The organism is Acinetobacter proteolyticus (assembly GCF_000367945.1).
GTDB classification, from domain to species: domain Bacteria; phylum Pseudomonadota; class Gammaproteobacteria; order Pseudomonadales; family Moraxellaceae; genus Acinetobacter; species Acinetobacter proteolyticus.
This window is the reverse complement of record NZ_KB849179.1, coordinates 3,417,136-3,432,515: the sequence shown is the minus strand read 5'-3', so window position 1 is coordinate 3,432,515 and position 15,380 is coordinate 3,417,136. Positions and strand designations below refer to the sequence as shown.

The 15,380-nt window shown below is 33.8% G+C and carries 16 protein-coding genes; 1 reads left to right on the top strand and 15 read right to left on the bottom strand.

The genetic code is table 11. The features are described 5' to 3' along the window. Position 1 precedes the first annotated feature (1 nt). Positions 2 to 457 (bottom strand): pilin, encoded by a 456-nt coding sequence (locus F993_RS01185; RefSeq protein ID WP_004657456.1) that lies wholly within the window; start codon positions 455 to 457, stop codon positions 2 to 4. 388 nt (positions 458 to 845) lie between these two features. Here F993_RS01185 and F993_RS01190 point away from each other — a divergent pair, with 388 nt between their 5' ends. Further along, positions 846 to 1,925 (top strand): UDP-N-acetylglucosamine 2-epimerase, encoded by a 1,080-nt coding sequence (locus tag F993_RS01190; RefSeq protein ID WP_004657455.1) that lies wholly within the window; start codon positions 846 to 848, stop codon positions 1,923 to 1,925. 1 nt (position 1,926) lies between these two features. Here the strand turns inward: F993_RS01190 and F993_RS01195 are convergent, their stop codons facing one another. The 14 genes from F993_RS01195 to F993_RS01260 form a co-directional block, all read right to left on the bottom strand. Beyond that, the gene (locus F993_RS01195) at positions 1,927 to 2,991 is read right to left on the bottom strand and encodes a glycosyltransferase family 4 protein (RefSeq protein ID WP_157407280.1); all 1,065 of its coding nucleotides are present in this window, start codon (positions 2,989 to 2,991) and stop codon (positions 1,927 to 1,929) included. A 29-nt stretch (positions 2,992 to 3,020) separates the two neighbouring features. Continuing rightward, positions 3,021 to 4,115, bottom strand: coding sequence for a UDP-galactopyranose mutase (gene glf / locus F993_RS01200; protein WP_004657453.1), 1,095 nt, complete (start codon positions 4,113 to 4,115; stop codon positions 3,021 to 3,023). Between the two features lie 16 nt (positions 4,116 to 4,131). Further along, positions 4,132 to 5,172 (bottom strand): WavE lipopolysaccharide synthesis family protein, encoded by a 1,041-nt coding sequence (locus F993_RS01205; protein WP_004657452.1) that lies wholly within the window; start codon positions 5,170 to 5,172, stop codon positions 4,132 to 4,134. After that, positions 5,173 to 5,499, bottom strand: a complete 327-nt coding sequence (locus F993_RS01210) for a cupin domain-containing protein (RefSeq protein ID WP_004657451.1) — start codon at positions 5,497 to 5,499, stop codon at positions 5,173 to 5,175. 28 nt (positions 5,500 to 5,527) lie between these two features. Further along, positions 5,528 to 6,262: a glycosyltransferase family 2 protein gene (locus tag F993_RS01215; RefSeq protein WP_004657450.1), complete on the bottom strand. Its 735-nt coding sequence runs from the start codon at positions 6,260 to 6,262 to the stop codon at positions 5,528 to 5,530. Continuing rightward, positions 6,259 to 6,891 (bottom strand): HAD family hydrolase, encoded by a 633-nt coding sequence (locus F993_RS01220; RefSeq protein WP_004657449.1) that lies wholly within the window; start codon positions 6,889 to 6,891, stop codon positions 6,259 to 6,261. Before F993_RS01220 ends, F993_RS01215 begins: the two co-directional genes overlap by 4 nt. After that, on the bottom strand, positions 6,878 to 7,519 hold the full coding sequence (locus tag F993_RS01225) for a PI-PLC domain-containing protein (RefSeq protein ID WP_004657448.1): 642 nt from the start codon (positions 7,517 to 7,519) through the stop codon (positions 6,878 to 6,880). Before F993_RS01225 ends, F993_RS01220 begins: the two co-directional genes overlap by 14 nt. Beyond that, a complete protein-coding gene (locus F993_RS01230) occupies positions 7,516 to 8,268 on the bottom strand; it encodes a glycosyltransferase family 2 protein (protein ID WP_004657447.1) in 753 nt (250 codons plus the stop codon). Before F993_RS01230 ends, F993_RS01225 begins: the two co-directional genes overlap by 4 nt. Positions 8,269 to 8,293: 25 nt before the next feature. Beyond that, complete coding sequence (locus tag F993_RS01235; RefSeq protein ID WP_004657446.1) at positions 8,294 to 10,009, bottom strand: ABC transporter ATP-binding protein; 1,716 nt, start codon at positions 10,007 to 10,009, stop codon at positions 8,294 to 8,296. Positions 10,010 to 10,016: 7 nt separating this feature from the next. After that, on the bottom strand, positions 10,017 to 10,868 hold the full coding sequence (locus F993_RS01240; protein WP_004657445.1) for a glycosyltransferase family 2 protein: 852 nt from the start codon (positions 10,866 to 10,868) through the stop codon (positions 10,017 to 10,019). Then, positions 10,861 to 12,834 carry a hypothetical protein gene (locus tag F993_RS01245; protein WP_004657444.1) on the bottom strand — a complete coding sequence of 658 codons (1,974 nt, stop codon included), beginning with the start codon at positions 12,832 to 12,834 and terminating at the stop codon, positions 10,861 to 10,863. Before F993_RS01245 ends, F993_RS01240 begins: the two co-directional genes overlap by 8 nt. Positions 12,835 to 12,906: 72 nt before the next feature. Beyond that, on the bottom strand, positions 12,907 to 13,323 hold the full coding sequence (locus F993_RS01250; protein ID WP_171066089.1) for a pilin: 417 nt from the start codon (positions 13,321 to 13,323) through the stop codon (positions 12,907 to 12,909). 426 nt (positions 13,324 to 13,749) lie between these two features. Beyond that, positions 13,750 to 14,310, bottom strand: a complete 561-nt coding sequence (locus F993_RS01255; RefSeq protein ID WP_004657441.1) for a TPM domain-containing protein — start codon at positions 14,308 to 14,310, stop codon at positions 13,750 to 13,752. Beyond that, positions 14,304 to 15,371, bottom strand: coding sequence for a TPM domain-containing protein (locus F993_RS01260; RefSeq protein WP_004657440.1), 1,068 nt, complete (start codon positions 15,369 to 15,371; stop codon positions 14,304 to 14,306). Before F993_RS01260 ends, F993_RS01255 begins: the two co-directional genes overlap by 7 nt. Positions 15,372 to 15,380 lie beyond the last annotated feature (9 nt).

Below are 15,380 nucleotides of genomic sequence, written 5' to 3'. Positions count from 1 at the left end.
TTTAAATACCACGGCAACTAGAAGGTAAGTATGTTTGCTGAATATTAGAGGAAGCACACTCCCAACGTGTTGCACCATTATCTCTATATGCCATCATAGCAATTGTGATCTGCTTACCCGCAATATTTTGATTGGTATTTACTGAATTAAGAGTAAATTCGAATGCACATATTGCTCCCGTATAAGCAGTGCTAAGACTAATTCGATTCACATACTCTGTATCAATCAATCCTGATACTGGAACACCTAAGTCAACAATACTTGTTGGACATGTGCCGAGTTCACCATATTTTGCAATTAATTCATTTTTAAAATAGCCTGTTATTGCTAAAGCTTCTGCCACTTGCGCTCTAGCCACAAAATTCTGGTACGCGGGAATAGCTATACTTGCCAAAATACTAATTATGGCCATAACAATCATAAGCTCAATTAGTGTAAATCCCTTGACACTAGTCATTACTCCACTCCCAATACAATATAGGAGCTTATAAACAAAAATCGTGCCAAATAAATAAAGTGTTTAAATTCAAATATTTAAACCAAACCCCATCAAAAAAGTAAATGACATATTTTGTCAAATGATGACTTACTCGATTCATTTATTTAATAGAAGTTAAACTCTCACACAACAAAGGCTTACAAGTTTCAAGAGCTATCTTCAGAATTAATTTCCCACTACACTCTAAAGATTTATTCTCCCTGCGCAAATTAAATTTAGTTTACCTATAGCATCTAACTTGAAATACTAAGTTATTTAATTTTATGAAATATCTTAGATACATTTGACCGAATATCCTGATATATTTCTAAATTGTTTACCCAAAGTGTCAATAAAGAGAATAATTGTGAGTAAAAATCATATTTTTATAGTCGGGACGAGAGCACAACTCATAAAAGTTGCACCAACTCTTAAATTTTTTGAGGATAATCAATTATCTACAAAATTTATTCTGACTGGACAACATAAAGACACTATGGGTGATCTTATTCAAGAATTTGATATCAATACTCCTCCAATCCAACTTATTAAAGATAAAGAGCACTCTTCAATTATAAACTTGTTATTATGGATGCCTATGATTTTCTTTATTTTAATAAATACTTTAAAAAAAGAGAAAAAATCATATATTTTTGTGCATGGTGATACCCTTACTACCCTATTTAGCACTATAACAGCAAAGCTCACTGGACATACGGTTGTACATTTAGAGAGTGGTTTAACTTCAAATAAGCTTTTTAATCCATTTCCAGAAGAAATTATTAGACGTATTGTCTTTAGATATACAGATATTGCATGTTGCCCAAGCTTACAAGACACTCAAAACATGAAAAAATATAGCAGACTTCATATACTTAATACTCATGGAAATACAATATTAGATAGTATTCAATGTTTAAAGATTGGCGAGCATATTACAAAGAAGCCTAATACTATTTTAGTATCTCTACATAGATTCCAAAATATTTATAATAAAGAAAAACTTGCAGAAATTACAGAAATGTTAATTCGCTTAAGTACTCAAAATAGAATATTTTTCGTCTTACATCCAGCCACAGAAAAAAAGCTAAACTCTCATAATTTACTTACTCGTTTACAAGGACAAGCAAATATAGAATTATTACCAAGAATGACTTATCAGAACTTCTTGAATCTTTCACTTTCAAGTGATCTCGTGATTACTGATGGTGGTTCCAATCAAGAAGAGCTTTCGTTCTTTGGACATCCAACAATTATTTTAAGAGATACTACAGAGCGGCAAGATGGTATTGGAGAAAATGCAATTCTAATAAATGATACTCACGAAATAGTGAGCTATATTCAATCAAAAGGTTACCTATCCCTACAAAGGAATAAAAGTAAGCTAGAAAAGTCCCCAAGTGCTATGATTGGTAAATACTTTAAGGAGCTTAATAAGATTAATTAAACTAAATTTGTCTAATCAAAGAATTAAAGCATTCTAAATTATTTTTCCAATCAGGAATTTCTATATTTACTTTGGTTAAATAAGTAAGTTGGTCATTTATTTTAAATGCTAATGATTCAAAATCATTAGCATCATATAGTAAGTCTTGTTCTAACAACTTTTTCATATCACCAACATTTGTCGATATAATTGTCAAATTTGTTGCTAGCATTTCATATGCTTTTTGAGGAAAACAATATCGTCCAAAGTTATCATCAGGGATACATAAAATCCCGACATCTAAAGCTTGAAATAGATAATTAACATCTGAATGAGGAAGCAGACCAAGGTAAATTACTCTATTATCATCTGGTAAGACCGTACACTCTCCAACAGGACCAGCCAATACAAGATAAGCATCAGGATTTTGTTGACGAACAATTCTCCATGCACTTAACAAGTCATTAATTCCTTTAGCTTTTGTTAGACTTCCAGCAGTTCCTATTAATTGTGCCTGAATAGGTAATTTTAATTTTTTCCGCGCCTCAATTTTATTTCCTTGAAAGAATAATTCTTTATCTATAACACTAGGCATTGTCAAGATGAATGGCACATCAGGATGATCTTGTTTTATTTTTTCAGCTAGACTATGGCTTGTGGTACTAATTAATTGCGCAGAATCTAATGCATGCTGAAACAAAGTCTTAATAAACGGAATTTTGGCTTGACCATAGGATTCAAAATTATCATATAAGTCTGCTACAAATGGTTTATTCAACTTTTTTGCGCACCATGCTCCTAAAACAATATGAGGGATATCGGATGCCGCAATAACAATATCTGGTTGAGATTGTTCTATTTTTTTTAATAGATAGATGGGATAACTCAATATTTTTAATTTCTGATAGGCTGAATAACTTTTAGATGTCCAAATCAGATACTTATTTTCATCAGATTCATTCCAAACACCATCAATATGAGATTGATAGCTTAGACAGAAGCATTCAACCTGATGCCCCAATAAAGCAAGTTGATTTGGTATCTCATATAAACGAGCATATCTGTCCAAAATGACATCTTTAGACATGTATTGTCGTTTACATAAGAATGCAATTTTCAATTATTTTTCTCCAGAATTTTATATGCTGCATTTAGAGCAGCACCTACAACTTGATCCATGTTGTAATAACGATATTCAGCTAAACGTCCTACAAAAGTGACATTTCCCTCTAAATTTGCAAGCTCCTGATATTTTTTAAATAATGTCTCATTTTCAGTACGTGGAATTGGATAATACGGATCGCCATCAGCCATCGGGTATTCTTTAACAATTGAAGTTGAAGAATGATTTTGTCCGGTTAAATGCTTAAATTCAGTGATACGAGTAAAATCAAAATCATTTGGATAATTCACCGTACCTACACTTTGACTCCACTCTACTTTTTCTAAATGCTCATGCTCAAAGCGCAATGATCGATATGGCAACTTTCCAAATTTAAAATCATAGAATGCATCTATCGGTCCTGTATATACGATATGATCAAATTCATATTGCATTAATACATCTTTGAACTCAGTTGCAAGCTTCAATTGAATATTTGGATGATCCAACATGTTCTCAAACATTCTCGTGTAACCATATAGTGGCATCGCTTGATAAGTATCAGTAAAGTAGCGATCATCTGTATTCGTGCGTGTTGGAATACGCGCCGCAACCCCAGCTTTTAATTGTGATGGCTCTAAACCCCACTGCTTCCTTGTATAATTTAAAAAGAATTTTTCATAAAGATCTCGTCCTACCGAGTTAAGAACAACGTCTTCACTCGTTTGTATAAGAGGGCGGACTTCTCGTACTTTATCGAAATATTCAGTAGCTTGTGCTTCTGTGAGCTCTAAATTATAGAGCTTGTTTAAGGTATCCCGATTTATAGGAAATGGATATTCTTGTCCATTAACAACACCACGAACCCGATGCTCATAATTTCTCCACTCAGTAAATTTCGAAAGATAATTAAAAATTCGTTCACTATTGGTATGAAATATATGTGGACCATATTGGTGTATCAAAATCCCATGTTTATCTATCACATCATAAGCATTTCCTGCAATATGATCTCGACGATCAACAACGAGTATTTGATGCCCTGCCTCAGCCAGTTCACGTGCAACAACAGACCCAGCAAAGCCCGCTCCTAAAATTAAAAAGAACAATTTACTCTCCTACTATTTAATTTTTTAAATTCTCTTTTAACTTGAAAAATAATCTAGGAGATATACATAAAAGTAAAGATGCTAGAAAACCAATCCATATACTAATTGAAAAAAACCTCGAAAAATATCTAACCCATAATACTGAAATATATTTTCTTTCAAAATATTTATCTTCTTTACTCCTACTAAAAACATCATTTATATAATGTGACGTATATAAAGTGCTATTTAAATCCTTAACATTATCAACAAACCTATTTGGGAAGACAATATCAGAGTCCTGCCAATCATAAGTATGAAAATTTAAAGAAATCAACAATTCAGAAATTTTAAAATAATAAAAGTTAATAAATCCAGGGAACTTCATTTTAATTGAAAAATTATTTCGATTTAACCAACCCACCATAAGAGTTTGTTCAGGAACAAGTTTTTCATTTGACATATAAGGATAAAAAAAACACATCCAAATTTTCTTCTTAGAAAACATAGCATCTTCATACTTTAAAATTTTTCTATCCCAAAGCCTAGTCATATCCTCTTTACTACCAAATTGAACTACGTCACTTATATGAAATAACAAACAAGCATAAGAAGTTGGCTTTCTCATATATAGATTAGTTACATTAATAGATCTTTCATTTAATATATATTTTTCTAATTCATTATCATCATTATTTTGATTTTTATAAATTTTAAAAAAACTTACCCCCTTTAAAAACAAGTCAGCTCTAAACTTAAGAACATATTTTTTAGTACACAAACAAATACCTTGAAATGTAGACACCACCATTTTATTATAATTCCAGGTTTTATCATGAAGTGTAAGAAATGAAGGCGGCTCTTTATTATATAAAACATGATTTACAATTGATTCATCACACTTTTGGCCGACCCAAGTTGATACCACAATTTCAGCATTTGGCAAATATTTTTTAATAGAGTTTACACAACGATAGAATAAACAATTTTCATCACCTTCTACATAATGAGTTAATCCTTGGATAACGACAGAGATATTAGATGAATCAATTGTTTCACCATCATCAATTACTTTCATTTACTCATTCACCATAAACTTATCATTTAAAGCACCAGGTATTTTAACTACAACATTAACAGTATCAGTTAAAGCTTCAAATGCTGTGATCTCTCCAGGCTCAAGAACTATAATATCCCCTTCACACCACTCCCTATTAACCATTCTTACTTTACCACTTAAAATCATTGTAACTTCAGTAGCAACTTTATGATAATGAGCCTCTTCAAATTCGCCAGCCTTATATTTCTTCACAGCGACTTCACAGATGTCTGTTTTTAATGCACTTGGAGAAAATCCCCCAACAAACCAACCCTTTACCATATTTTCATATTTAAAACTATCCATTACAAAACCTCCTTAAGTTGAAATAATATTAACTATTCTTCCTCTCAATAAATGCTTCTAATTGCTCTAATTGTTTCTCACTCTTAATTGGATGGTATAAATTTTTATCTATTTGATATATTCCTATTTCTTTATGGGCTAGAACTAACTCATTTAAAACTGGGCAAATATAAAACAATCCATTCAATGAGGCATCTTTCCGAATCATCTTTTTTGTAGCATCAACAAAGTCTTTCCCGTTCTTAAACCAATAATAACCAACTGTTGCATATTGACTAATTGGCCGTTTTTCAGCAGCTTCTACTACCAAATTATCTTTCAAACTGACATAGGAGTATCTTGGATGAATCGAGTTGAAGCTTACAACTCCAGCATCTAATGATCTTTCCTTAAAACTCTTTATAGGTAATGATAAATCAATGTCCAATAATTCATTGATATTTAAAATCAATAACTCATCAGTATTATCAATATAAGGCACAGCAAGTAATGCTGTGCATGCTGCACCTTTAGTATTATTACCAACCTGCAGTATCTTTGCATCTGGAGCTAATAAATGAATAATATTATCCAAGTAATAATAACGCACATCACTACTTCTTAATGCAATAATAAGCTGAATATCCTTACCCATAGTTAATTGACAAGCATTAATTAAATGTTGAATTAATGGTGTACCATCAAATTCAACCAAGGGTAAAGGATAGGCCTCATTCTGCTCATCTACTATATTTTGTCCAGCTGCTAACAATAAAATATTCATAATCGCTCTTCAATTACTGCAAGATAATTCTCAATTTTAGTCAGATTAACATCATAAACATCTCTTACTTCTAATACATGCGCACCTGATAATCTTGCCGCTTTAATACCATTTTCATTATCCTCAATGATTAGACATTCATGAGGATGTAGTTGCAATTTCGACATGGTTTTCAAGTAAATTTCAGCATCTGGTTTTGGTTTAATTACATCAGAAGCAGAAACTATGACAGACAAATATTGTGCTAAACAAGCTTTTTCCATCATTACCTCTACTGTATCTCGTACAGAATTAGAAGCTACAGCAAGTCGATAACCACTAGTCTTTAATGATGAGAGAGCATATTCATGGATAAATTTTGGTTTACATTGAGTATAGACCATTTCCATAGTATATAGTTGCTTCATTTCATTAATGAATAAATGTAACTCTTTAGGTAAGTCTGATTCTAAAGATAACATTTCTAATTTTTTTTTTGTTGGAAGCCCATCATAAGTTGTTAAATGATCATACCGACTAATAGCGAAACCAAATAGCTGAAGTGCTTTGTTTAAAGCTTCGTAGTGCCACTCCTTTGCCTCAATTAAAACTCCATCCATATCAAAAATAATGGCTTTAATTTTTTTCATTATGTGTATCTCCGAAAAAAAAATTTCGAGCTAATTCGGGGTAATCTGTACATAAAATTAAATTAGGTGATTTTTTTAAAGAATAAATCTTTTCCCACAAATCCTTTTGACTACGTCCATGTAATTCAGAAGAAACAATACATACCTTTTTTCCTTGGCTTAAGAACGACTCTATTAGCTCTACACTATACCAATCAGTATAAAAAGCATCTAACCAAATACCACTAGATTGCTCTAACCAAATCGGGTGCCGCTCAACTTCACTAATCCGAGTAAAAACAGGAATGTTCAGATCTAAATATACTTTCATATCAGGTATAGACATATCAAAAACAAACCAATTCAAACTAGGATATTCATTCATAGTTTGAAGTAATGGTTTAGCTAAACCATCAGCTTTTATATTTAGAGCTAAATATAGCGACTTACTTCCTAGAAGATTCAGAAAATCACTAAGATACATGGATTGACTTATAGGAATATCATGTGAAATCACAAGCCTACCCATTTGATCACGAATATCTGTTTCAGTACCAAAATCCAGATCAAATGATCTTTGAAATGCAACTAACGTATTTTTTTCATGTTCTGCTTGCCAGTATCCACGATGACTTAAAATTTCCATCATTCTTCTACCACACTCTTTGAAAGCGGAAGTTTTAAAAAGACTTCCAAATCTGTAGGAGTACCCAATCCATACATTCCTTCTGCTTCAGAACCAATATTATATATACCTATTTTTTTATTTTTTGATATTAACTTATTATAAACAGGCGCAACATAATACTCATTATTAGTTTTTTCTTGATTTTTAATCATAATTTCTGCTGCTTCAACAAAATCTCTTCCATGAGAAAAATTATAAATCCCAACAGTTGCTTCATTAGAAATAACCTGTTTTTCGACAACTTTATCTACAAGACCCTCATGATTTAATGAAACGAATGACCACTTTGGATCATTAGCATTCATTGTCATAATAAGACCATCTAATTTTTCTACATTAATTTTTGAAAGATAATCATTAATAGAAATATCAACATATTGATCACTATTTGCGATCATTAATGCATCATCATTATTAATATAGTCTTTTGCATATAAAACTGTACAAGCAGCACCATCAGTCACTCCATCAACCCCAATAACAATAGAGTTTTTCGACCATTGATTTAATTTTTCTTTTAAATCATACTGCAGAATATGTTTTTCCTGGCAAATAAAAATAAATCGATGTGGCTGACTTGGCTTTATATTCTTAACAACCAATTTAATCATTGGAATATTATGAATACTTATTAAAGGCTTAGGATTTTCATAACCCTCTACCTTAAATCTACTGCCCGCACCAGCCATAGGTATTACAATATTTAACATTTGATATCCCCTCTCAAAATTCAACCTATAAATTAATAATCTGATCACATTTCGCTACGGCAGTTTCTCTATGTGCGATAATAACTATCGTTTTTTTCCCACTTAGAGATTGAATTGCTTCATTAACTGCTTTTTCAGTTTCCACATCTAAAGCACTTGTGGCTTCGTCCATAAATAATATCTTCGGTTTTTTATATAAAGCTCGAGCTATGCCTAAACGTTGTTTTTGCCCACCAGATAACATTATTCCTCTCTCACCAATCATAGTATTATAACCATCTACTAAGTGCTTAATTATAAATTCATGTAACTGTGCTTGTTTTGCAGACGATTCAACTTGATCCCAATTAATTTTATCTTTTTCTATACCGAATGCGATATTCTCAGCAATACTCTTATCTGCTAGATAAATACTTTGAGGTACATACCCAACAATTTTATGCCATATTTGAATATTTTCATTTGTTAACTTAACTCCATCAACTGATATCGTTCCATGTTGAGGTTGAAGGATTCCTAACATGATATCCATTAATGTACTTTTTCCACTCCCGCTTCTTCCTATAATACCCAAACTAGTATTTTTTTTAACTTTCAGACTAAAATTATTAATTATTATATGCTCAGGCCTATTTGGATATGAAAAACAAATATTTTCTAAAATAATTGATTGTTTGAACTCCAGGTTCTGATCTAACGCCGCTGGACTATTTTCTAAATATTTTTTTTCTAAAAGAAACTCTGGCATTAATATAGATAAAATTTGCTCTGAAAATCTAATTTGGGAAATAGATCTATACATATTTTGTGCTGCTGGCAACATACGATAAGCAGCAAAACCATATAAACCTAATATTGGTAAAATATGAGAAACTTCTTTACCAGATATAACAAGTATCATAGCTAAACTAATTAAACATCCATACCCTACGGTTTCAATAATATTGAGTGGGATTTGCCCTAAAGTATCACGTGTTGCTATATGCCTGGCAAAAATACGGGATGACTGCTCGAATTTTTCAATATATCCTTTTTTTGCATTATTAATAATTACATCCTTTATGCCTGCCAATGCCTCTTGACATGCTTGGTATCGTTCTGTATTTGCCTGCGTAAATTCACCACCAATTTGTGTAAGTTTATTTTTCACTAAAGTATAAATAACTGAATAAAACAGTATGAGTACAATTGCAGTTGAAACAGCCATAACTGGATCATATAACAATAGAATCCCAATCATTGCAAATAAAACCATACCATATGACATCAGCGTTAAAGCAGGTAAAATCATAGTCCAAATTAGTTGATCTACTTCAGATAAAATATTTTTTATAAGCGTTGCACTGTTTCTCTGAATAAAAAACTCATAATTTTGTTGTAAATATATTTTAAGTAATCGAGTAGAAAAATAATGTCGCTGCAAACTTGAGAAACGATTCACTGCATATTGAGTAACAATTTTAAAAAAAGTTGAGGAAACAACAATAATTAATGATAAACACCCAAGATAAATAATAAAATCCTGTTTATTTACAGAATTTGAGAATCCATAAAACATTTTCAAATAGTAATTTGAATCTACAATATCTGGATTAGATAAAACAGCTAAAAATGGCATAATTGAAAGAACACCAGCAGATTCAATAAAAGCCATACCTATGACTAAAATTAAAACATAAACTACTTTACGTTTATCAAGCGGAGATAAAATCTGCCAAAGTTGCTTCAAGCTTTTTAACACAATTAACCTACTTTTCTTTATACATGAGCGCAGTAATTTGCTCTGAAATTAGACCCATTAAAAAAATCATGACACTTCCTGTATATAACAGTGCACTCATATTGGTAAAGCGATGATACTCATAAAGTGTATAACCATACCAGCTTGTAGCCATGAAAAATAATACAACAGCAATGGGTAAAAACATTTTTAAGGGTGAGAACAAAGTCGCAATTTTAAAAATAATCAGAAAAAAACGAACCCCATCTTTAATTGGGTTAATATGACTTTTACCAATTCGCTTAGCTGCATGAATAGGTACATAAGTCACCGAGTAGCCAGCTCTAAAGAATGCCATGGTACTGGTTGTTGGGTAGGAAAACCCATTAGGCAATAAATACAGAAATTCTCTAAATTTATTTGCCTGCACAGCTCTAAAGCCTGAAGTTAAGTCCTCCACTTCATGCTCAGTCATATATGTAGCAAGATTATTATACAAAGCATTTGCCACGCCCCGTCCAATACTAGCTTGAGATCCCCTCTGTCTGGCACCAACAACAAGATCATAACCCTGTTCGATTTTACCCAATAACAAAAAGATATCATCAGGATTGTGTTGCCCATCAGCATCCATAAAGACAAGCACATCACCTGTTGCTGTTCTTGCCCCAGTTTTAATTGCTGCACCATTCCCTTTAGAGTATGGATGCGAAACTACTTTGGCTCCGGCCCCAGCTGCAATCTCTGCTGTGTCATCTGTTGAACCATCATTAACAACAATAATTTCATGAACAATATTAAGTTGTTTTATTTTATCAACTGTTTGCCCAATAGCCCCAGACTCATTTTTAGCAGGTAAAACGACTGTAATTTTATTCATAACTTTTACCAAAAATTTTTGAAGATGTATTCATATCCTCAATTGATTTTTTCAAACTATTTAGACTAATCATCCAAGACTCTTTTGCTGCATTATTTGGCGCATAAGTTAGGGATTCATTAATCCATTTTATTGCCTCATCATTGTCATGTATTTGAAATAAATTTACAGCGACAAGTTGTGCGATAGATAGACTTGGATAATCATAAAATGCCTTTTTTGCAAATTCGACATATGAGTCAATAACACCTAATGACTTGAAATTTAAAGCAATTTCATAGTGTATATGATGTCTAACTTTGGGATTTCTTTCAACTCTTGCTAATTTCAAAAGTCCTTCAAGAAAAGACTGATAATCTTGTATAGATACACCTACACAGTGCCCTTCTCTGATTAAACTACCAAGCTGAGCTAACCCCGTAGTGAACTCTAACGTAGCTTTTACTTTTGGAGCATTTTCAATCAACTTTAAGAATTGTTGTTTGTTTTCAAAAAGATTAACTTTTGTGGAACACATTTTTGTCATGATTCCAATCCCAACACTAATATGCTCAGGATGCTTTTGATAGAAATCAGTTAAAATTTTAGTCGAAGCCTCCTTAAAACCATATAAATCGTATTGCCAAGATAAAGTTTGAATTGCTCTTGTAGATTCAGGATTTCTCATAGCCCATAGCTCAGCTGCAATTAAAGGCTGTCCCCAGATATAAGTGACTTGTTGTGTTGAATAAATAGGGATGCCACTATAAATTATTGCCAAAAACCAGACCATAAATCGAGTAGTTGTTACATATAAAGCTTCAGCAATTAAGACGGGTAAGAAAAATGAAATACCTAGAATTGCAAGATAATTTCGATGTTCAAAGTATAACTCTAATGGAATGAATGTTGACTCAATTAAATGTGCAGATAAAAAGAAAAAAACAGAAAAGGTTAGAAATGCTACCCACGCCATATTATTTTTTATAAATAAATAACTTAAAAATACAATCACCCCTATCCAGAAAAGTAAAGCTAGCCAGGGTTGATACATTTCCCAAGAATAGATTGGATAACCATCATGAAAAGGCCCAAAGTCTATTGCTCTTGGTAAAATAGTTTGCTTTATATAATCAAGCAAAATAATTAACTCTGTTGCAAGCCTTTCTAACAAACTAAATTCTCTGTAATAATTATAATTATTGATCATTCCATTCCAAGCTATAATGCCATAGATCAATAAAAATATAGGTATAACCAGCAAACTTAGCTTGGACCAAATGAACCATATTTTTTTATATGCTGGTTTTTCTAAGCTTCTAAATAGAAATAACTCACATAATGCAATATATATTACCGTTAGCACCCCATTTTCTTTAGCATATACACTAAGCAAAACCCCTAAAGATACAATGGAACTCATAATAAAAAGTTGGGAAATACGATGTGTCCCCGTATATTTTATCCGCCACCAAATAAAATATGCCAAAGTTACTAAACTAAAAAATGCAGAAACAAGAGTCATTCTTTGCACGGGCATAAGAATCGCACTTACTTGAATCGGCGAAAAAACCCAAAAACATGTCGCAAAACAGGCCATCCACCAAGCATTACTTCGATATTTTTCCTGAATTTTAAAAAGATGATAGGCAATAAAATAGACCAAAAGACTATTCAGTACATGCCAGATCAATGAAGTCTGGACAAAACCCCATGGATTATTAGGCCAATCACTAAAATTTGGAATAAAGCTCAATAAGGAAATTGGACGGCCTGTTGGCCCCGCTCCACCACCAAAGGCAAAATTGATAATCCCTTGATAAGTATTGGCACTTGCTAAGCCTTTTAAATTTGCGAGGTCATCAAATTGCCAAGTCAATCCTTTTGCTTGGGCATAAATAAAATACAGACAAGTAATCAGAATAGAAAAAAAGAACAATAAATATCCTAGTTGTTTTTTTTGTATCGCTCTAGGTTGGAATTCCAAACACGTTCTCCAAGAAAATTACCTTAGCATAAAAAATCCAGCATATAGCTGGATTTTTTAGTATCCCATAAATTAACGGAATGCTTTAGGTGCCCATTTAGCATCAAAACTACAAACGCCTTTCCACACAACGCTACCACCAGCATCACGTGGAGTAACAGTACAAGTTCCGTTATTAATTTTTGAGTTTACATTACGACCATAAGTTGCTGTGATTGCACCGCCAGTTCCGACTACAACCTGAGTGACATATGTACCAACAATAGATGCCGCAGCTGGTACGCCTGCCGAAGCATTAGAAGCAGGGAAACGTCCTTTATCCGCCCAGAAATCAGCAACACCTGCTTTCGCTCCAGCCATTAAGTTTACGCCTTCACCCACTTGTGTGCGAATAACATAATCCTGATATGCAGGAATCGCAATCGCAGCCAAGATACCGATAATCGCGACAACGATCATCAATTCGATAAGAGTAAAACCCTTTTGCATTGATTTCATAACATTTCTCCAATGAGTATTTTTTTATAAGCTTTTTTCAGCTATTTAGTAATTAGCATGTTTTATGCCAGTCCTTAGCTTAGCTAATTTTAACCTAAAAAAACAGGGACTTAAAAAAAATTCATGTTGGATAAAATCAGCGCAATTCAGACATTTTAAGAAAAAAAATGACAAATAACGTCATCTTTACTGCTTAATTATTCATTTTTTTCGCTAACGAATTTGACTATTTTCTACTTGTATGTAAATTGAGCGACCCAATTCACAGAAAATTTATTGATATTTTTTTTACCGCTTATCAGAAGATATTTGGCATAATCGACCGATAATAGATTTAATGTACAGAACATTCTGCACATTAATTGATTTCTTTAAAAATCTCAAGTGCCAATGATTAAAGAAAAATTAAACTCTCTTTTAATTTAGGATAATTGGTTCATTCGGTAATTCATTTTGATCGTTGAGATCTGTTTTTACATAATACTGATCTAAGACCAGTCCAACCTCCGCAACACCATTATTTACGGCCTGTAGATATTGCTTTTGAGCCAAGAGCAGCACGATACTTTGACAAATTTCATTCCAAGTTTCAGCCGGTATGGCGTTTTTTAAACCGCGATCAATCACAATTTCAACTTTACGCTCGCACAAATTTAAATACAGCAATACACCACTATTCAGTTCAGTATCCCAAACACCCAATTCAGCAAACAGTTGTTGAGCGCGTAAACGGGTATTTTGATGGTAGGCTTGCGAACAGGGGATATGTCCTTCGATCACCACCTGAATCTCCCCCACATGATCCTTTTCTGCCTGCTGGACCGCTTTGGCTATCTCGGCTCGATCTTGCTTACTAAAATAACGATGTGCGGAGGAGACGTAGAGAAAGTGCTTAAACCAGCGCTTTAAACTCGGTTGCACCTGATCATCCAATTTAGGTTGGGTAATAATCTGTGTTGTATCTGTCTTGCTTACCATGAGCCTGATGCTCCTCCCCCGCCAAAGCTGCCGCCACCGCCACTATAACCACCGCCGCTGCCACCACCGAATCCTCCACCTCCGCCGCCACGACCACCACCAGATAGGAAGGCTTGAAAAATCAGTTGTGCCAATGAGGTAATCAGTAAAAAGAAGATTCCGACACCGAGCAATAAGCTCATCACTAGACCTGCACCGTTGACTAGACCAGCAACGGTTGCAGCCACGGCAGCGGTGGAAGCACTCAAACGATTACCGACAATAAACGAACCAACCACACCCGCAATCAAGATAAACAGTGCCATAGTCAACGTATTGTCTTTAGCCTGCTGTGCTTGGATTGCTTGTTCATGTCGATCTTTCAACTCTTGTGCGGCTTGCTGCGCAATTTCAGGGTCTAAATTGACGATACGGCTAATTTCATCCAAACCTGCTGCAATCCCTTGAGCATATTGCCCCTGTTTAAAGTAAGGGGTGATTTGATTGCGGATAATTCGACTCAGTACCACATCAGGCAATACGCCTTCCAGACCATAACCGGTCAAGATTTGGATATTACGATCATTGACTGCAATTGCCATCAATAAACCATTATCGCGTTTGGCTGAGCCTAATTGCCATTTCTCACCTGCACGCAAGGCAAAATCAAAAATGGCTTCCTGCCCAGTGGTCGGTACAATAATCACCCCGATTTGGGCTTTGCCTTGCTGATATAGACTCAAAATCTTCTGGTTGAGCTGCTGCATCTCAGCAGCACTCAAGACTTTGGCCTGATCAATCACAGGTTGATTTAAAGTCGGCAAACCACGAATCGATTCACCTTCGGCCATATCATTGGCCACTTGCGGTAAAGCTGGTGTTTCTGGCTGCTGAGGCGTTGTAGATGAGGTATTTGCTTTTTGCTGTTGTTGAATAATCTTACCCGCAACAATCACATCGCTTTGATCGGTTGTGGTCGCGACTTCAGCCCAAACCGTATGCTGGAAAAGCAGTGTCGCAAAAACGATGCTTAAAACAGGTAAAATTCGCTGCTTTAAGTTCTGCTTAAACAGGTTCAACATACGGCAACT